The 17,601-nt window shown below is 71.9% G+C and carries 19 protein-coding genes; 15 read left to right on the top strand and 4 right to left on the bottom strand.

Features of this window, described 5'->3' with window-relative positions; all coding sequences use genetic code 11:
* The first annotated feature begins 45 nt into the window (after positions 1-45).
* The 5 genes from ACFV9D_RS29535 (at position 46) to ACFV9D_RS29515 (ending at position 6,578) form a co-directional block, all read left to right on the top strand.
* Complete coding sequence (locus tag ACFV9D_RS29535) at positions 46-516, top strand: indole-3-glycerol phosphate synthase (protein WP_385152761.1); 471 nt, start codon at positions 46-48, stop codon at positions 514-516.
* 185 nt (positions 517-701) lie between these two features.
* Positions 702-2,093, top strand: a complete 1,392-nt coding sequence (gene murC / locus ACFV9D_RS29530; RefSeq protein WP_385152758.1) for a UDP-N-acetylmuramate--L-alanine ligase — start codon at positions 702-704, stop codon at positions 2,091-2,093.
* 13 nt (positions 2,094-2,106) lie between these two features.
* Positions 2,107-2,514: a peptide-methionine (R)-S-oxide reductase MsrB gene (gene msrB, locus ACFV9D_RS29525; protein WP_385152755.1), complete on the top strand. Its 408-nt coding sequence runs from the start codon at positions 2,107-2,109 to the stop codon at positions 2,512-2,514.
* Positions 2,515-2,628: 114 nt separating this feature from the next.
* Complete coding sequence (locus ACFV9D_RS29520; protein WP_385152752.1) at positions 2,629-2,985, top strand: hypothetical protein; 357 nt, start codon at positions 2,629-2,631, stop codon at positions 2,983-2,985.
* 11 nt (positions 2,986-2,996) lie between these two features.
* Entirely contained in the window at positions 2,997-6,578 is a 3,582-nt protein-coding gene (locus tag ACFV9D_RS29515; protein WP_385152749.1) for an NACHT domain-containing protein, read from the top strand.
* Positions 6,579-6,639: 61 nt separating this feature from the next.
* Here the strand turns inward: ACFV9D_RS29515 and ACFV9D_RS29510 are convergent, their stop codons facing one another.
* A complete protein-coding gene (locus tag ACFV9D_RS29510; RefSeq protein ID WP_385152746.1) occupies positions 6,640-7,893 on the bottom strand; it encodes a benzoate/H(+) symporter BenE family transporter in 1,254 nt (417 codons plus the stop codon).
* 115 nt (positions 7,894-8,008) lie between these two features.
* Between ACFV9D_RS29510 and ACFV9D_RS29505 the strand changes: the two genes are divergently transcribed.
* From ACFV9D_RS29505 to ACFV9D_RS29475, 7 genes are all read left to right on the top strand, one after another.
* Positions 8,009-9,427, top strand: coding sequence for a TerD family protein (locus ACFV9D_RS29505; protein WP_385152743.1), 1,419 nt, complete (start codon positions 8,009-8,011; stop codon positions 9,425-9,427).
* Positions 9,428-9,821: 394 nt separating this feature from the next.
* On the top strand, positions 9,822-12,116 hold the full coding sequence (locus tag ACFV9D_RS29500) for a nitrate- and nitrite sensing domain-containing protein (protein ID WP_385152740.1): 2,295 nt from the start codon (positions 9,822-9,824) through the stop codon (positions 12,114-12,116).
* Positions 12,113-12,517 (top strand): roadblock/LC7 domain-containing protein, encoded by a 405-nt coding sequence (locus tag ACFV9D_RS29495; protein WP_315893111.1) that lies wholly within the window; start codon positions 12,113-12,115, stop codon positions 12,515-12,517. The genes ACFV9D_RS29500 and ACFV9D_RS29495 overlap by 4 nt, the downstream gene beginning before the upstream one ends.
* Positions 12,517-12,891, top strand: coding sequence for a DUF742 domain-containing protein (locus ACFV9D_RS29490; protein WP_385152737.1), 375 nt, complete (start codon positions 12,517-12,519; stop codon positions 12,889-12,891). Before ACFV9D_RS29495 ends, ACFV9D_RS29490 begins: the two co-directional genes overlap by 1 nt.
* Positions 12,878-13,474, top strand: a complete 597-nt coding sequence (locus ACFV9D_RS29485; protein WP_385152734.1) for an ATP/GTP-binding protein — start codon at positions 12,878-12,880, stop codon at positions 13,472-13,474. The genes ACFV9D_RS29490 and ACFV9D_RS29485 overlap by 14 nt, the downstream gene beginning before the upstream one ends.
* Before the next feature lie 313 nt (positions 13,475-13,787).
* Positions 13,788-14,225 (top strand): hypothetical protein, encoded by a 438-nt coding sequence (locus tag ACFV9D_RS29480; protein WP_385152731.1) that lies wholly within the window; start codon positions 13,788-13,790, stop codon positions 14,223-14,225.
* Positions 14,222-14,458 (top strand): calcium-binding protein, encoded by a 237-nt coding sequence (locus ACFV9D_RS29475; protein WP_385152728.1) that lies wholly within the window; start codon positions 14,222-14,224, stop codon positions 14,456-14,458. Before ACFV9D_RS29480 ends, ACFV9D_RS29475 begins: the two co-directional genes overlap by 4 nt.
* A 37-nt stretch (positions 14,459-14,495) precedes the next feature.
* Here ACFV9D_RS29475 and ACFV9D_RS29470 read toward each other — a convergent pair whose 3' ends face one another.
* Both ACFV9D_RS29470 and ACFV9D_RS29465 read right to left on the bottom strand, forming a co-directional pair.
* Positions 14,496-14,741 (bottom strand): DUF397 domain-containing protein, encoded by a 246-nt coding sequence (locus ACFV9D_RS29470; RefSeq protein ID WP_385152726.1) that lies wholly within the window; start codon positions 14,739-14,741, stop codon positions 14,496-14,498.
* Positions 14,738-15,574, bottom strand: a complete 837-nt coding sequence (locus ACFV9D_RS29465; RefSeq protein WP_385152723.1) for a Scr1 family TA system antitoxin-like transcriptional regulator — start codon at positions 15,572-15,574, stop codon at positions 14,738-14,740. Before ACFV9D_RS29465 ends, ACFV9D_RS29470 begins: the two co-directional genes overlap by 4 nt.
* A gap of 145 nt (positions 15,575-15,719) precedes the next feature.
* Here ACFV9D_RS29465 and ACFV9D_RS29460 point away from each other — a divergent pair, with 145 nt between their 5' ends.
* Both ACFV9D_RS29460 and ACFV9D_RS29455 read left to right on the top strand, forming a co-directional pair.
* Positions 15,720-16,157 (top strand): ATP-binding protein, encoded by a 438-nt coding sequence (locus ACFV9D_RS29460; RefSeq protein ID WP_385152720.1) that lies wholly within the window; start codon positions 15,720-15,722, stop codon positions 16,155-16,157.
* Positions 16,158-16,239: 82 nt separating this feature from the next.
* The gene (locus ACFV9D_RS29455; protein ID WP_385152717.1) at positions 16,240-16,467 is read left to right on the top strand and encodes a hypothetical protein; all 228 of its coding nucleotides are present in this window, start codon (positions 16,240-16,242) and stop codon (positions 16,465-16,467) included.
* 44 nt (positions 16,468-16,511) lie between these two features.
* Here the strand turns inward: ACFV9D_RS29455 and ACFV9D_RS29450 are convergent, their stop codons facing one another.
* Entirely contained in the window at positions 16,512-16,910 is a 399-nt protein-coding gene (locus ACFV9D_RS29450; RefSeq protein WP_385152714.1) for a VOC family protein, read from the bottom strand.
* A 47-nt stretch (positions 16,911-16,957) separates the two neighbouring features.
* Between ACFV9D_RS29450 and ACFV9D_RS29445 the strand changes: the two genes are divergently transcribed.
* Positions 16,958-17,593, top strand: a complete 636-nt coding sequence (locus ACFV9D_RS29445; RefSeq protein ID WP_385152711.1) for a nucleoside/nucleotide kinase family protein — start codon at positions 16,958-16,960, stop codon at positions 17,591-17,593.
* Positions 17,594-17,601 lie beyond the last annotated feature (8 nt).

The following is a 17,601-nucleotide window of genomic DNA, read 5'->3' as shown; positions in this document are numbered from 1 at the left end:
CGTGCGGGCACGGGGAAGGATGGTTTCCGCAGAAGGGCTCCTGAGGTGTTCACAAGCGTTCTGATGATCGAGAAGCCCCTCACGTCGGTCGACGTGGAATTCGTCACCACCCTGCACGGCGACGAGGTCGTGTCCTTCATCGTGCTGATGCAGCCGCGCGGTGACCAGGCCGATGTCCTGTTGCGCGCCATCGACGACGTCGCCCTGGGCGAGCTGAAGGAAGCGACCCGTGAGGGTGAGGAGCCGGAAGGCAAGGCGGCCCGCGTCCCCGCGGAGGCGGCCCTGGAGCACTCCCTCCAGGCCCTGCGGGGCGCCGGCTGCGAAGCGGTCGGACAGGTGGTCGAGGACCACCCCCTCAACAAGATGAAGGCCGTCGTCGACGAGTCGGACGCCGACGAGGTGATCGTCCTGACGGCCCCGCACTACGTGGAGGAGTTCTTCCACCGGGACTGGGCCTCGCGGGCGCGCCACAAGGTCGGCGTACCGGTCCTGAAGCTGTTCGCACACAGCGAGTGACGATCACGCGCGGCAAGTGACGGGGCCGCGCGGCGAGTGATGCGGGGCCGGACGGCGAGTGATGCGGGGCCGGACGGCCCCTCGGGCGGCCCCCTCGGACGGCCCCGGGCGCGGTGCCCGGGGCCGTCCGGGCGAGCCACTAGGCTGGGGGCCTCCTGTACGTCGCACCCCGGGGAGAGATCCGCATGGCACCCGCCATCCCTGCCGCCATGGAACGGCCGCACTTCATCGGCATCGGCGGTGCCGGAATGTCGGGCATCGCCAAGATCCTCGCCCAGCGCGGGGCGAAGGTGGCCGGCAGCGACGCGAAGGAGTCCGCGACCGCCGAGGCGCTGCGCGCCCTCGGCGTCACCGTGCACATCGGTCACGCCGCCGCCCACCTCGCCGACGACGCCACGGCCGTCGTCGTCTCCAGCGCCATCCGCGCCGACAACCCCGAGCTGGCCCGCGCCGCCGAGCTCGGCATTCCGGTCGTGCACCGCTCCGACGCGCTCGCGTCCCTGATGGACGGCCTGCGCGCGATCGCCGTCGCCGGTACGCACGGCAAGACCACGACCACCTCCATGCTGGCCGTCGCGCTCACCGAGCTCGGCCTGGACCCCTCGTACGCCATCGGCGGCGACCTCGCCGGCCCCGGCACCAACGCCCGGCACGGCGACGGGGCCGTCTTCGTCGCCGAGGCGGACGAGAGCGACCGCAGCTTCCAGAAGTACGACCCCGAGGTCGCGATCGTCCTCAACGTCGAGCTGGACCACCACGCGAACTACGCGTCGATGGACGAGATCTACGAGTCCTTCGAGGCGTTCGTCGCCAAGATCCGCCCCGGCGGCACCCTGGTCGTCGGCGAGCACGGGGGCGCGCGCGAGCTGGCCGCCAGGGTCGCCGACCGCGAGGGCCTGAGCGTGGTCACCGTCGGCGAGTCCGAGGACTCCGACGCCCGCATCCTCTCCATCACCCCGAACGGCATGACCAGCGAGGTCGTGGTCGTCCTCGACGGCGTCGAGCACACCTTCACCGTCTCGGTCCCCGGCCGGCACTACGCCCACAACGCGGCGGCCGCCCTCGCCGCCGGCTCCCGCGTCGGCATCGACCCGGCGGAGCTGGCCCAGGCCCTCACCGCGTACACCGGCGTCGGCCGGCGCCTCCAGCTCAAGGGCGAGGCGGCGGGCGTCCAGGTCATCGACTCGTACGCGCACCACCCCACCGAGATGACCGCCGACCTGGAGGCCATGCGCGGCGCCGCGGGGGCCGCCCGCCTCCTGGTCGTCTTCCAGCCCCACCTCTTCTCCCGCACCCAGGAACTGGGCACGGAGATGGGCGACGCCCTGGCCCTCGCCGACGCCTCGGTCGTCCTCGACATCTACCCGGCCCGCGAGGACCCGATCCCCGGCATCACCAGCGAGCTGATCATCACGGCGGCCCGCGCGGCCGGCGCCGACGTGACGGCGGTGCACGACAAGGAAGACGTCCCGGACGTCGTCGCGGGAATGGCCAAGCCCGGTGATCTCGTTCTGACGATGGGCGCGGGCGATGTCACGGACGTCGGACCTCGGATCCTCGCCCATCTGTCGAAGTAGAGGGAGTGGACTCATGTCGTACGACGTCGAGAAGCCGGACGAGCAGTGGCGTGCGGAGCTGACCCCGGCGGAGTACCAGGTACTGCGCCAGGCGGGCACCGAGCCCGCGTTCCGCGGCGAGTACACCGACACCACGACCAAGGGCGTCTACTCCTGTCGGGCGTGCGGCGCCGAGCTCTTCACCTCGACCGAGAAGTTCGAGTCGCACTGCGGCTGGCCGTCCTTCTACGACCCGAAGGACAGCGACGCCGTCGAGCTGATTGACGACCGCTCGCACGGAATGGTCCGCACCGAGGTGCGCTGCGCACGCTGCGGCTCGCACCTGGGTCATGTCTTCGAGGGTGAGGGCTACCCCACCCCGACGGACCAGCGCTACTGCATCAACTCGATCTCGCTCCGCCTCACCGCCGACGAGAGCTGAGCCCGGACCGCGTCCGCGTGCCCCTGGTTGACTTCGGTCGACCGGGGGCACGTTCGTGTGGGACCGGCTTACGCGTCGGGCGCATGTGGCGAAGGGGGAGTACTCGTGGAACCGGTGGCAGCAGAACTTCTCATGGCTCTGGCGAGCGGGACCGCGGGAGCCGCGGGGCAGAGCCTGTGGGAGCGGCTCCGCGCGCTGGTACGGAGAGAAGCCCCGGCGAGCGAAGGGGAGTTGGCCGCGCTCGACGAGGACGCCGGGGACGACCGGCGCGCCCGCGAACTGGCCGATGCCCTCGCGCTGCGGGCGGCCCAGGACCCCGCCTTCGCGCAGGCGCTCACGCTGTGGCGGGAGGAGGCGGAGCGCCTCCACAGCGCCGGGGGCGGCGGTGACACGCACCAGGAGATATCGGGCGGCACTCAGAAGAACGTCGTCATCGCCCGGGACGTGCACGGTTCGATCAACCTGAGCTGAGGGGCGCGGCGGTGAAGCACGGGGGCGCCGGCGGTTCTCACCAGGAGATATCGGGCGGCACACAGAAGAACGTCGTCTTCGCGCACGAGATCGGGACCGTGGAGATCCACGGGGCCTACGAGATCCACTCGGGCGCCGGTTCCGGCGTTCCCTGGTACCGCCGCTTCGGGCCGCTCGCCCACCTCGCCGTGGCCCTGCTCGGGACGGTGCTGCTGTTCGCGCGCCCCGAACTGCCGCTCGCGGCGCGGATCGACCCGGGTCCCGTGATCGCCGGCTCGGCCCTTCTCGTCGGGGCTGCCGTGTCCGCGGTCCTGTCGCGGGTACGAGAGGAGCGCGCTCGGCGCCGTCGGGCCGCCTGGCGCACCGAGAGGAACCTCGCGCGCGCCGCCGAGGCCCTGGCCGAGGGCCTCGCCCTCCGCTACGACCAGGACGAGCGCCTGACCAGGATCCACGATCCGCACCCGATGGAGGTGACCTGGACGTTCCCGGGCGCGGAGGAGCCGGACGAGGCGGACGGCGAGGGCGAGGGCGAGGGTGAGGGCGAGGGTGAGGCCCCCGGCGCGGATTCCATCGCCGACGTCTTCGACGCCACGACTTCCCGCCGCCTGGTCGTCCTCGGCGGAGCCGGCGCCGGCAAGTCCGTCCTCGTCCTGCGCCTCGCCCACACGCTGCTGCGGCGGCGGACCAAGGAATCCCAGGACCCCGTACCGGCCGTCGTGTCCCTCGCCTCCTGGGACCCCGACCACGGACTGCTGCGCTGGCTGGCCGAACGGCTGGCCGACGCGTACCCCGAGGCATGCACACCCGTGCCCGGCGCGCCCCCTGCCGATGTCGCCTTCCACCTCCTCCTCACCCGCCGGGTCCTGCCCGTCCTCGACGGCTTCGACGAGCTGCCCGAGCACCGCCGCGCCGCGGCGCTCCACCAGATCACCCACACCATGAAGGGCCGCCGCCCCTTCGTGCTCACCAGCCGCGAGCCGGAGTACCGCGAACACGCCCCGGACGACGCGGTGTTCGAGCACACGGAGATCCGGCTGAGCCCGCTGGGTGACGAGGCCGTCCAGGCCTACCTCAGCCCCGGCCGCGCCCGCACCCGCTGGACCCCCGTGCTCGAAGCGCTCGCCGACCGCTCGGCCGACGCGCCGCCCGAGGTGCGCCGGCTGCGCGAGGCGTTGAGCGTCCCGCTCATGGTGGAACTCGCCCGCGTCGCGTACGCCGACGGTGCCGCGGACCCTGCGGAGCTGCTGGAACCGGACGGCTTCGCGGACCGGGAGGACATCGAACGCCATCTGTACGACGCGTTCCTGGACGTCGTCTACAGCTCCTCGCACGACGTGCGGGCCGCTCACGGCGGCTGGGCGCCGCGGCAGGCGCGTGCCTGGGCCGGATTCCTCGCCGCCCGGATGAAGGCGGCGAACGAACAGGACCTCGCCTGGTGGCAGCTGGACGAGACGGTGCCCCGGGCCGCCCGCGTGCTCGCGCTGCTGCCCGCCTTCGCCCTGGGAACGGCGACGGTCGCCCAGCTCACCTTCGGGGCGGCCTGGTGGGGCGGGTGGCTGCCGCAGTCGGTCGCGTTCGCCCTGTTGTGCGGCCTGATGCTCGGGGCCGCGGCGGCCGCGAAACCGGTTTCCTGGCAGGCACCCCCACGCCGCCTCACCCGGCCGGGCCGATCCGAGCTCCGCGAGACGTTCGCCAGGTGGCCGGAGCGGGTGCGGGCGGCGCTCGCCGTCCTCGGACTGACCGCGGGATGGACGGCGGCCCTCGCCCTCGGCGGCGGAGGCTACGCCATGGCGATGCTCTTCCCCACGGCCGCGGCGCTCTGGTCGTACGGGACGAGAGCCTTCGGCTCCCTGTGGCGCGCCTCCGATCCGGCGCTCGCCGACACCCCGGGCGCGCTGCTGCGGGCCGACCGGCGCGCCGTCCTGGCCCTCGGCTGGTCGGCCCCGCTCCGCCGGGGGGCCGAGGACACCCCGATGGTCGTCCTGCTGCTGCCCGTCCCGATGCTGCTCGGCTGGCAGTCGTTCGGAGGGGCGGACGTCGTCTCGGTCCGTGACTGGATGGTGCTCGCCGTGGGGCTGCCGGTCTCCTGGGTGCTCTACTGCTTCGGCGCCTCCGCGTGGGGCGGATTCACCGTCGCCCGCCTGTACTTCTGGTCGGCCGGCCGCCTGCCCCGCCGGCTCCTTCCGTTCCTGGAGGACGCGCACGCCCGCGGGGTGCTGCGCCAGTCCGGCGGCGTCTACCGCTTCCGCCACATCGAGCTGCGGAACCGCCTGGCGCAGAGCGCGCCTCCCGAGGCGCTGCTCGCGCCGCGGGCCCGACGCGGCCCGGTGCGCGCCGCACTGGCCGGTCTGCTCGTTCTGGCATCGATCGCCGGGCTCTTCACCGTCGGCTCCGGCGCGTTGTTCGCCTACTCGCTGCCCGGTCCGATCCGCTCCTTGCCCGACGCCTGCGCTCTCCTTGCCCCGCGGGACATGGACCGGCTCATGACGGACCCCGCCCAGCTCGCGGACGCCGACGGCCGCCGGTGCCGCGTGGGCGAACAGGCGCCCTTCAGCCGCAACGTCAACGTCACCGTCCAGAGCGGGCTGGTGACCGGCGAGGGCCGGTGGCAGAGCGGACCGACCAAGGCCCAGAGGCTCTTCGTCCAGGCGCGGGGGAGGGCGACGAGCGGGGCGGAAGCGGCGGCGTTGTCCGGGGGCTTCCACCGCGACCTGAGCGGTCTGGGCGACGAGGCGTACCTGGCGGTGCGGTCCGATCCGTACGACGAATCGGGCCGAGTGCAGGCACCGAGGACGTACACGCAGGTCGGCGTGCGGGTCGGCAACGCCCTGCTGTACGTCGAGTACACCGAGGAGTTCGCGTCCCTCGACCGGGCGCCCGCGATCGCCCAGGCCCTGGCCAGGGAGGCGGTCCGCCGGGCCGGACTCGAGGGTGCCGCGGGGCGCGACGGGGATCCCGGGACCTTCACCAAGGCCCGGACCACGCCGGTCAGCGACCGGCCGCTCGCCGACGCGCCGCCCCGTACGGCCCCGCCCGCCGACGGACACCGGTTCTCGTTCTATCCCAAGCGCCCGGCGCGGTCGTTGTACGGGGCGAGCTGGCAGGGCGAGGAACCCTCGTACCTCTGGCAACTGGCCGGCGCCCACTTCGTCTTCCGCGCCCCCAAACACCTCGACTGCCAGGGCAAGGACGTCGACACCCCCGTCACGTTCACGTGCACCGCGGTACCCGAGTTCGTCGAGGCCGGCTTCCTGCCTCGTATGAGCCTGGAGATCCGCTCCCTGTACTGCGGCTCCAGCTGCCCCGACGCACGGACGAACGACTTCCTCCGCGCCGTCCCGGACCACGGCACCACCTCATGGACGAAGCACGACGACCGGGCGTACTACGCGACGGAGTTCCGGGACCCCAAGCGCTATCGCATGGCGATGAAACGGCTGTGGGCATGGCGGGACAAGATCGAGAGGTCCCAGCACGCGTATCTGCTGTGGGTGCGGGTCGAGGTGCCGTCCGAACACAGGGCGCTGGCTCAGAAGATCGTGAACGACATGTTCAGCCAGACCGGCGCCGACGACGTCATGGAGTTCGACTGAGAGGATCCTGTGAGCGCGAGTCCGGGCGCAGCGCCGGCGCGCTGGCAGCTCGCTCTGAGGCTCAGCGGCTCTTCGCCTCCTCGGCAGCTTCCTCGGCGGTGGCGTGCGGCTCCGTGCCGGACCTCTTCCGGGACGCGCGGCGGCGGCCGAGGTCGCCCACCGCGAGCGTCAGGACGCCCGCCAGCAGGCCCCAGAAGGTCGAGCCGATCCCGAAGAGCGTGAACCCGGACGCGGTGGCGAGCAGAGTCACCACGGCCGGCTCGCGGAGCCGTTCGTCCAGGAGCGCCGAGGTGAGCGAGGAGCCGATGGTGCCGAGGAGGCCGATGCCCGCGATGCCCAGGACCAGGGCCGGCGGCATCGCGGTGAGCAGCCAGCCGACCGTACCGCCGAAGAGCCCGACCAGGAGATAGAAGATGCCGGCCCAGACGCCCGCGACATACCGCTTGCGCGGGTCGGGGTGGGCGGCCTCGCCGCTGCAGATCGCCGCGGTGATCGCGGCCAGGTTCAGGCCGAAGCAGCCGAACGGCGCGAGGACGGTGTTGACCGTGCCCGTCCAGGTGAGCAGCGGCGAGATCGGCGTCGAGTAACCGGCGTTGCGCAGGACGGCCACGCCGGGCAGGTTCTGCGAGGCCATCGTCACCGCGAAGAGCGGCAGCCCGACCCCGACGAGGACCTGCCAGCTGAACTCGGGTCGTACGAAGGACGGTTCGGCGAGCGTGAGCGCGAAGCCGTCCAGCTTCCAGGAGCCCTGCCACGCGGTCGCCGCGATCCCGGCGACGAGCGCGCCGACGACCGCGTACCGGGGGAACCAGCGTCGGCCCGCGAGATAGGCCAGGAACATGGGAACGGCGATCAGGCCGTCCCTCTCCATCTGCGTGAACAGCTCGGTGCCGAACTGGAGGAGCACCCCGGCGAGCAGCGCGGAGGCGAGCGGGACCGGAATCCGGTTCATGATCCGCTCGAACCAGCCGGTGACCCCGCTGATGACGATGAGCACGGCGGACAGCAGGAAAGCCCCGACGGCCTGCGCCATCGTCACCCCCTGCAGCCCGGTGGCGAGCAGGGCGGCGCCCGGCGTCGACCAGGCCGTGACGATCGGGGCGCGGTAGCGCAGCGAGAGGGCTATGCAGGTGATGCCCATGCCTATGCCCAGGGCGAAGACCCACGAGGTGAGCTGCGCGGAGGTGGCCCCGGCCGCCTTGGCGGCCGTGAACACGACGGCCACCGAGCTGGTGACGCCGATGAGCATGGCGAGGAACCCGGCCGAGACGGCGGTGGCGGGCGCGGCGGACTGGATGTGTCGTATGAATGCCATGGCCAGGGCATCCTGGCACACCGCGTGCGCGGGACCCGACCCGTTTTCCACAGGCCTTGTCGGGAGGGGCCGGATGGGCGCAAGATCCAGCAGTGATCCATTTTGGGGAGGGGAAATGATCAAGGGGGGCAATGCCTTCGTTCCGACGGTGCCGCTACGGATCGCGGTGCGGAACGGAGTCGATGTCGCGGTACTGCTGCTGACGGAGACGGGTCGGGTCCGGGGGGACGGGGACATCGTGTTCCACGGCGCTCCGGTCCATCCCTCGGGCGCCGTGCGGCTGTTGGGGGAGGAGAACGGCGCGGTGTGGCTGGAGGCCGGCCTCACCGCCGTTGAGGGGGACATCCTCCGTGTCCTGGTCGTCGGGTCGACGGAGACCGGTGCGATGCGGGACGTGAACGGGCTGTCCGTGGAGGCGTTCGCGCCGGACGGCACGTCGGTCGCGCGGTACGACGTCACCGACGCGGGTGGCGAGACGGCGATGGTGCTCGCGGAGCTGTACCGGCGGGCGGGGGGCTGGAAATTCCGCGCGGTGGGCCAGGGTTATGTGAACGGCCTCGCAGGCCTGGCGACGGACCACGGCGTGAATGTGGCGGACGCCCCGCCCGCCCCGGTTCAGGCCCAGGCCCCGGCTGTGGGCTCGGTGCCGGTTCCCTTCCAGCCGCCGGCCCCGGCTGCGGGCTCGGTGCCGTTCCAAGCGCCGCTTGCGGCACCGGGTCCGGTCCCGTTCCAAGCCCCCGCACCAGGCCAGGTGCCGTTCCAGGTGCCTGCCCCGACCCCGCCCCCGGCGCAGGCTCAGCCTCCGGTTGTCCCGGCCCCCGCCCCGGTTCAGCCGCCGGCCCCGGCGCAGCCGAGCGGGCCGGCCTGGACGTACGGCGCCGTCTTCGAGCCGTACACGCAGACCGGCCGGGACAACGACGTGATCACCGTGGACGGGCTCCCGCCGGGGCCGGTCGTGGTCGAACTCGAGATACGGGGAGACGGGTACACCGGCCTCTGGACCCTCACGCGGCTGAACAAGGAGGGGGAGAACCTCGTCAACAGCACCGAGGAGAACTTCCGGGGTCGCATGCTCGTCCAGGTCCCCGGAAACGGCCGTCTGCGCCTGAAACTGCGGGCGGAGGGTCCCTGGCAGTTCCAGGTGCTGCCGCTGGCCGCCGCGACGCACCTGACGGAGCAGGAAGTGGAGAGCCGCGGCCCCGACGTTCTGCTGCACACGGGCGGTACGGCCGATCTCGCCCTCCACTACCGGGGCGACGACAACCTCATCGTCCACCTCTACGAACTCGAGGGGCACGACGACCCCACGACCCTGCCCACGTACGAGAACGTGGTCAACGAGATCGGCAAGCGGCGGGAGAAGGTTCCGCTGCCCGAGGGCCCGCTCATCGTGCAGATGGAGATGGCGGACGGCCCGTGGCGGGCGCGACTGAAGCACCTGGAACCGCGCAGCCGACCGTCGAACGGCGGCGGCATGGCGCAGGTGACCGACATAGGCAAGGCCCAGGGCTGGCTGCGGCGGGGTAGGCGCTGAGCATCAGGCCCCCCGTCCCCGCCCCCCCGCTGTTCGTCGCGGCGGCGGCGGGGCAGGGCAGGCATGGGCGAGCCGAGAACTGACGAGCCGACACCCGTACGGGAAGAGATACCGGTTGGGTTGAGATACGGCCTCCGGTGCGCAACGCGCGCGGTCGCCTTACCACGCGGCAAAGGCGGAATCAATCCCTCCGATCGCTCGGCGTGGCTGGTTATGATCCCTCCATACATCCCGCCGAAGCCGGATCGGGCGTATCCCCCGCCGTCCACACCCCAGGATCGCGCGCCTGTCCGGCCGGCGGCCCGTCCCCATGCCTCCCCGCTCCCGAGGGCTGATGTCTCCCATAGAACCTCATGACGCACCCGCGCGGTCGACGGCCCGTCGACGACGTACCGTGCGCCTGCGTACGCTGCTCATTTGGCTGGCGGTCGTCCCCACCCTGGCCATGGGCACCCAAGTCGTCGTGATCGTCGGTCAGCTCCTGGAGCGGTCGCAGCACCTGCGCGCCGATGTGGCGGCCGGTGAGCGGTACGGCGCACCCCTGTTCACGCTCATGACCGAGATGCAGGCCGAGCGGAGGATGGCCGCCGCCCGGTGGGCCGGCGCGTCCGTGTCCGAGAACGACCTACGGGACACGCGCGCGGCCACGGACCGGGCCGCAGCCCAGTTCCGCTCGCTCGTGCCCGCCGGTCCCGAGGGGGCCGAGCGTGCGGAGAGTCACCTCCAGGAGGTGACGAGCGGCCTCGACGACCTGGCCGCGTACCGCGAGCGCGCTGACGCCCGCAGCAGCAGCGCCCACGGCGCCATCGCCTATTACAACCGCGTGATCGACCAGATCGTCGGCGTCTACCAGGACGCTTTCAGCCACGGCGCGGACGGTGAGCTGGCCCAGGAGAGCCGGCCGATGGTCGCCATGCTCGCCGCCTCCGAGATGGTGGCCCGCGAGGACACGATCCTCGCCCTCGTCGAGCCCTCCAGGGAGCTCAGCCCCACCGCGTTCGCCGATTTCGCCAAGGCCGTCGGAGCCCACCGGTACCTGTACGAAACGTGGGTCGTGCCGTATCTGCCGGCCGAGGAGCAAGCGTCCTACGCGCAGTTGACGGGCTCGGAGGCCTGGCGTACCAAAACCGCGATCGAGAACGCCGTCGTCTCCGAGCACAAGGACCTCGACTCCGGGGGTGTGCGACTGCCCCGCGAGGTCGCCGACTGGCGGGCCGCGCACCAGGAGTTCGCCGCCGGCCTCGCCGCGCTCAACGCCGAGCGGTCGCGGGCCGTGGCCGCCCGCGCCGACGCCGAGGCCGCCGAGCTCGAAGCCGAGGTCACCTGGCTGATCGCGGGAAGCGGCGGTGCGCTCCTCCTCGTCGTACTCGTCGTCGTCTTCACCACCCGCTCGGTGCTGCGCCGCCTGCGCGGCCTGCACGAACGCACGGTGACCGTCGCCGACAAGACGCTGCCGGATGTCGTCGACCGGCTGCAAAGCGGGCAGAGCGTGGCAGCCGACGCGCTGCCGACGGTCGGCGGAGACAAGGACGAAGTGGGTCGAATCAGCGACGCGTTCGCCCGTGTCGTCGCGGTATCCGTCGACGGACACCGGCAGCTCGCCGCCGAGCGTCAGGGCTTCGGGATGTTCGCCGCAGGCATCGCCTCGCGCACCGGAAACCTCGTCAGCCGCCAGCTGAGCCTCACCGAAGACCTCCAGGACGCCTTCGGCCACAACGAAGCGCTCCTCGCCCAGCTGATGAAATCCGACCAGTTGACGGTGGGCATGCGGCGACAGATCGAGAACCTGCTCATCCTCGCGGACGGCGAGATCCCCGACCCGCACACCGAGCCCATGCGCGTCGCCGACCTGCTGCGCGAGGCGGCGGCCGAGGTCGAGGAGTTCCGGCGGATCGAGCGCCAGGCCCTGGACGAGATCAGCGTGGAGCCGCGCGTGGTCAGCCAGGTCAGCCACCTCCTGGCCGAACTGCTCGACAACGCCACCCGCTTCTCCCCGCCGAGGTCGAAGGTCGTCATCCGCGCCGAAGCCGTGGCGGACGGGCTGTCCGTCGAGATCGAGGACCGCGGGCCGCGCGTCTCCCCCGAGCGCTACGAGGAGATGAACGCCCGCCTGCACTCGGCCCCGCCGTACTCGGTCCTGGCGGAGAACGCCCATCGGCTCGGACTTTTCGTGGTCGGCCACCTCGCCGACCAGCTGGGGGCCACGGTCACGCTGCGCCGCTCGGTCTTCGGAGGTACGTCGGCGGTGGTGATCCTGCCGAAGGACTTGCTGGTACGAACGGAGCCCGTGCGAGAGCCGTCAGGTGAACCCGTACAACCCTCCGCCCCCGCACCACCCTCCATCCCCACACCACCAGCCGTTCCCGCGCCGCGTCCGCCGGAGGAGCGCAAGCCGGAGCCGGTCCTGCACGTGGGTTCCGGTTTGCCGACCCGCCGGGTGGCGGACCGGGCACCCGAGCGGCCCGCCGACGTGGCCACCCCGGACGGCACCCCGGACGGCACCTCGCGCCCGGCCCTCCCCGAGCGCGTCCCGCAGACCCACATCGCCGAGCAACTCCGCGCCCCCCGCGCACCCGAAGAGACCGTCGTACAGGACAAGGCGACCCCCGAAGAGGTCGCCGACGCCTGGGCGGACTTCCAGCACGGAATCCAGACAGTCGAAGAAGAGCTCCGACGGGATCAGCCATGACGACGACACCCAACGACATGATCTACAGCGTCCTGGACAACAACCTGAGCAGGATCGCCGGCGTCCAGGGCGCCGTTCTCCTGTCCAACGACGGCATCATGCTCAGCGCCTACCTGCTCGAACGGGACCGCGCCGAGCGCGTCGCCGCCGCCTCCTCGGGAGTCGCGGCCACCATGAAGGCGATCTCCCGGGAGGTCGGTGGTGGCCGGGTCATCCGCCAACTGGTCGAGATGGACGAGAGCTACCTCTGCATCGTCGGCTGCGGCGAGGGCAGCACGCTCATCGTGGTGACCTCCCGCAAGGCGCGCCTCGGCGAGCTGGGCGGCGAGGCGGTACGGACCGCGCAGGCCCTCGGCGAGTGGCTGGGCACCCCCGAGCGCGCCGAGACACCGAGCTCCTGATGCCGGATGAGCCGCGCGAGCCGCAGCGCGGAAGCCGGCGCCGTACGCGGCTGTACGCCCTGACCGACGGACGTACCGCCGCAGCCCACACCGTCCTCACCATGGACACCACCATCACGGCGGCGACGCCCGAGGAGGCCCGTGGCGGTCTGCCCACCGAGTGGCAGGCCGTCCTCGCCCTGTGTGCGCCGCCGAACGGGAGGGCGGTCGCCGAGATCGCCGCACGGATGCGGATCCGCCTCACCCCGATGACGCTTCTGCTCGGCGAACTCGCGGACCGTGGGCTGATCCACCACCGTCCGCCTCTGGAGGCGGCCGCGACCACCAATGTCCACCTGCTCATGAGAATCAGGGACAACCTTGCCCGGATATGACACCTCTGCCGACGGCGTCACGGCCCCCGTCAAGATCCTGATCGCCGGAGGGTTCGGCGTCGGCAAGACGACCCTGGTCGAGACGGTCTCGGAGATCGAGCCGCTGCGTACGGAGGAACGGCTGACTGCCGCGGGTGTCGGCGTCGACGACCTCGATGGCATCGAGGCCAAGACGGTCACCACGGTGGCGATGGACTTCGGTCGAATCACCCTTACGGACGCCGGGGTCGTGCTGTACCTGTTCGGAACACCGGGCCAGGAGCGCTTCTGGTTCATGTGGGACGACCTGCTGAACGGGGCGCTCGGGGCGATCGTGCTGGTCGACACGCGCCGCCTGGACCGCAGCTTCCCGGCCGTCGACTTCTTCGAGAGCCGCGGGCTGCCGTTCGTGGTCGCCGCGAACTGCTTCCACGGCGAACAGCACTACACCGCCGAGGAGATCAGGGCGGCACTGCACCTGGGCGACCCGAGCACCCCCATCCTCATGCTCGACGCCCGCTCCCGTGACGACGTCCGGGGCGCCCTGCTCTCGCTGCTCGACATGCTGATCGCCAGGGCGGGCGGGACCGCGGCGACCGTCTGAACCCGGCCGTTGTGGTTGTGTTCGTCACTGCATCGGCCGACCACCGCGTGCCCCTCGACGGTCACGTGACGCGGCCGGGCGAAGGTCGCGGCGAGCGACTGCCCGACCGTTGGGGGTCGGCCCGACCCACCGGTCGCCCAAGGCGACGTCTTCGTCCTGGCGATCACCGCCGTTGCCGACGAGACCAGCAACAGCGTCGCGTTCAACGGCGACGACGCCGTCGTGCTCCGCAACGGCACCACCATCGTCGACTCCATCGGGCAGGTCGGCTTCGACCCGGGGGGCGGAGTGGGGAACCGAGCAGGAGAGCACCATGGACAACACCCTGCGGGGCAAACCCGAGATCACGGACGGCGACATCAATACGGCGGACGCGTTCGTCCCGGCGGACGAATGGGACGGCTTCCCCGTCAACACCTTCGACGACCTGGGGAATCCGCCGCCCCGTAACGAGCCGCCGACGGTGACCGTGACGCCCGGTGGCGGCTGCGGCAACAACAGGTCCGGGACACTCAACCTCCTGGTGGCCGACCCGGACAACGACGCGACCGGCCTGACCCTCAGCGCCTCGTCGTCCAATCCCGCCCTCCTGCCCGCCGGGAACGTGACCTTCGCGGGGGCCGGAGAGAACCGCACCGTCACCGTCACCGTCACCGTCACCGCCACCGTCCTCCCGGACGTCACCGGCACCGCGGTCCTGACCATCACCGTCAGCGACGGCGAGGCCACGGGACCACCACGGCCGTCGTGAAGGTCGGCGGCGACGCCGGCGACACCCTGACCGGCGCCGACGGCCATGACGTCCTGTGTGACGGAGGTGGCCTCGACACCCTCAACGGCGGTGCCGGCGACGACACCCTCGAGGGCGGCCCCGGCAACGACCGGCTCACCGGAGGCCCGGGCGCCGACAGCTTCATCGGCGGGCCCGGCCGCGACACCAACACCGACTTCACACCCGCCGACGGGGACACCAACTCTCCCTGACCACAGCGCGCCAGGCCTGAGGTCCCTGCGTGGGACCTCAGGCCTCCGTGGCAACGTCGAGGAAGCCGAGCCAGGCGGCGGGGGAGAGGGCGAGCTGGGGGCCCTGGGGGTTCTTGGAGTCGCGTACGTGGACGGTGGTGGGGCAGGTGGCGACCTCGACGCAGTCGCCGTCGCCGCCACTGCTGTAGCTCGACTTGTGCCAGGAGAGCGCGACTTCGACGCAGTCGCCGCTACCGCCGCTGCTGTAACTGCTCTTGAACCAGGCCAGTTCTGTGGTGCTCATGTAGCTCCTCGCATCTGCCGCAACAGGCTCCGGGAGTCTTCCAGGGTAAGAGCCTGTGAGCGCATCCTGGCATACCGCATCTGGAGGATGCTGACCACTTTGGGGTCGGGGATGAACTGGCCGCTCTCCTGCCCCTCGCAGTAGGCGAATACCTTGTTGTCAGGGGTCTCCAGGAGTTGCATGGGGCCGTCGAGTCCCGCGTGATGACCGTGTGTCTTCGGCATGACCTGGACCTCGACGTTGCGGCGCTCGGCGAGTTCGTGGATGTGGCTGATCTGCTCCCGCATGGCCTCCGCGCCGCCCGTCGGCCGTTCGAGGACGTGCTGTTCCACGATGAAGCTGTACGCCGTGTTCGGACGTTCCGTCAGTAACCGCTTCCGTTCGAGCCGGGCAACGAGTTGCGCCTCGATCTGGTCGTCCCCGAGCGGTGGACGCTGTTCGGCGAACAGTTCCCGCGCGTACGCCTCGGTCTGGAGGAGGCCCGGCACCAGCCGGTTCTCGTACGTGTAGAGCGTCAGCGCCTCCGCCTCCAGCTTCGCCCACTGCCGGAACCAACTCGCCAACCCCGGTTGCCGCGACAGATGCTTCGCCGCCGCCCTGATCACCCCGAACGCGTCCAGCACCTCCTCCGCCCGGTCCACGAAGTCCGCCGGCGGGAACCGTCTCCCCTGCTCGATCGAGGCCACCGTCGGAACCGAGTACCGCACCATCGGCGCGAACTCCTCCTGCGTCAGCCCCGCCCGCTTCCGGAAGGTCTTGACCACCTCCCCGAAGGACTTCAAGCTGTCCGACGCCTCGGGCTCGCCGCCACCCGTCGCGTACCCGTCCGTCATCCCGTACACCTCCCGTGCCCCACTCCCCAACGGAGCCATGGTCACGGGCCGTTACCGGTACTGTCCACCCTCCGGACCCGTACGCTCACTCAGCGTACGAGTGGCTGACCTGGCAACCCGCCCCTGACCTCGCCACATTGATCACATGACCTCCCCCCTGACCCACCAAGAACCCGTCACCGTACGTGTGTTCACCCAGCGCTTCAGCTCCACCCCACGCGGCGCCCGCCTCGCCCGCCTCCTCGCCGTCCACCAGTTCCGGCACTGGGACGTCCCGCAGGACACCGCCGCCCTGCTCGTCGCCGAGCTCGCCGCCAACGCCGTCACCCATGGCCGGGTCCCCGGTCGTGACTTCGAGCTGACGCTCGCGTACACCCCCGGCCGCCTGCTCCGTATCGACGTCTCCGACACCCGCGGGGAGCGCCGCCCCCCAAGCCCCGGGGCACTCGCCTGCCCCCGGCCGCTCGCCGACGCCGGCCGTGGCCTGCTCATCGTCGAGGCCCTGGCGTCGCGCTGGGAGGTCCGGGAGCGTCTTCCGATCGGCAAGACGGTCCGTGCCGAGCTCGACCTCTCGGGAGGCTGAATCCGTTGTCACCGTTCCCGACGGCCTCCTCACGGTCACGTTCGGACGCGTCCTCGGCCCCCTGCTCCCGCCCGAGGGGCCAGTGAAGCGGGCGGCCCTGGTCGGACCGGGCCTGGGCTTCCGCGACGAACGGTTCCGCGCGCCGGCCACGGGCGGACTGCCGGAAGGTGTCCTCCGGGACGATCCGCTGCCGCTGCGTCCGGCAGGCCGCTTCTGGCCCGACCCGTGGGTGTTCCTCCGCACGCTCGCGCGGCTGCGCGGCATCCACGACCGGGTGACGGACCGCCCGTACGGCCGGCCCGGTCTGTGACCCTCGGGCGCCCGCCCCGCTCAGGAGCCGGCCCCGGCCGAGTCTCAGGCGTCCGGCGCCGGTTCCAGCAGGTCCCAGCGGTTGCCGTACAGGTCCTCGAAGACCGCGACCGAGCCGTACGGCTCGTGGCGGGGCTCCTCCAGGAAGCGGACGCCGGCCGCGGTCATCCGGGCGTGGTCGCGGGCGAAGTCGTCGGTGTGCAGGAAGAATCCGACGCGGCCTCCTGTCTGGGCGCCGACGGCGGTCTCCTGCGCCGCGTCCTTCGCGCGGGCGAGGAGGAGGCCCGTACCGGCCGGGCCGCCCGGTGGGCGGACGACGACCCAGCGGGTGCCGTCGCCCCGGTCGGTGTCCTCGGCGAGGTCGAAGCCGAGGGCGTCGGTGTAGAAGGCGATGGCCTCGTCGTAGTCACGGACGACGAGGGTGACGAGAGCGATGAAGGACATACGGTGAGGTTATACGTATGACCACGGCGTCGCCACACGGTGCGACAATGCACCGCATGGACGCCCAGTCGCTCGCCGAGCTCACCGACCGCGCCCGGCTCCTCGCCGTGCCCGGCCGGCGGCGGATCCTGGGGCTCGCCGGGGCGCCCGGGGCCGGGAAGTCCACGCTCGCGGCCCGGCTCGTCGCCCGGCTCGACGGGCTCGCCGCCCTCGTGCCGATGGACGGCTTCCACCTCGCCCAGCGGGAGCTGGAACGGCTCGGGCGCGCGCAGCGCAAGGGGGCGCCCGACACCTTCGACGCCGCCGGGTACACCGCGCTCCTCGCCCGCCTGCGCGCCCCCGAGCCCGGCACCACCATCTACGCCCCCGCCTTCGACCGCGCCCTGGAGGAGCCCGTCGCCGGCGCGATACCCGTGGCCGCCGACGTACCGCTCGTGGTCACCGAGGGCAACTACCTGCTCCACGACGAAGGCCCCTGGGCCACCGTCCTGCCGCTCCTCGACGAGGCGTGGTACCTGGAGCTGGACGACCGCCGCCGCGTGCCCCGGCTCGTCGAGCGCCATGTCCGCTTCGGCAAGGACCGGGCCCACGCCGAGCGCTGGGTCCAGGACTCCGACGAGTCCAACGCCCGGCTCGTCACCCTCGGCCGCCACCGCGCCCACCTCGTCGTACGGATGAGCTGAACCCTCGT

Source organism: Streptomyces sp. NPDC059875 (genome assembly GCF_042731085.1).
Classification (GTDB): Bacteria; Actinomycetota; Actinomycetes; order Streptomycetales; family Streptomycetaceae; genus Streptomyces.
This window is presented reverse-complemented; position numbering and strand designations above follow the sequence as displayed.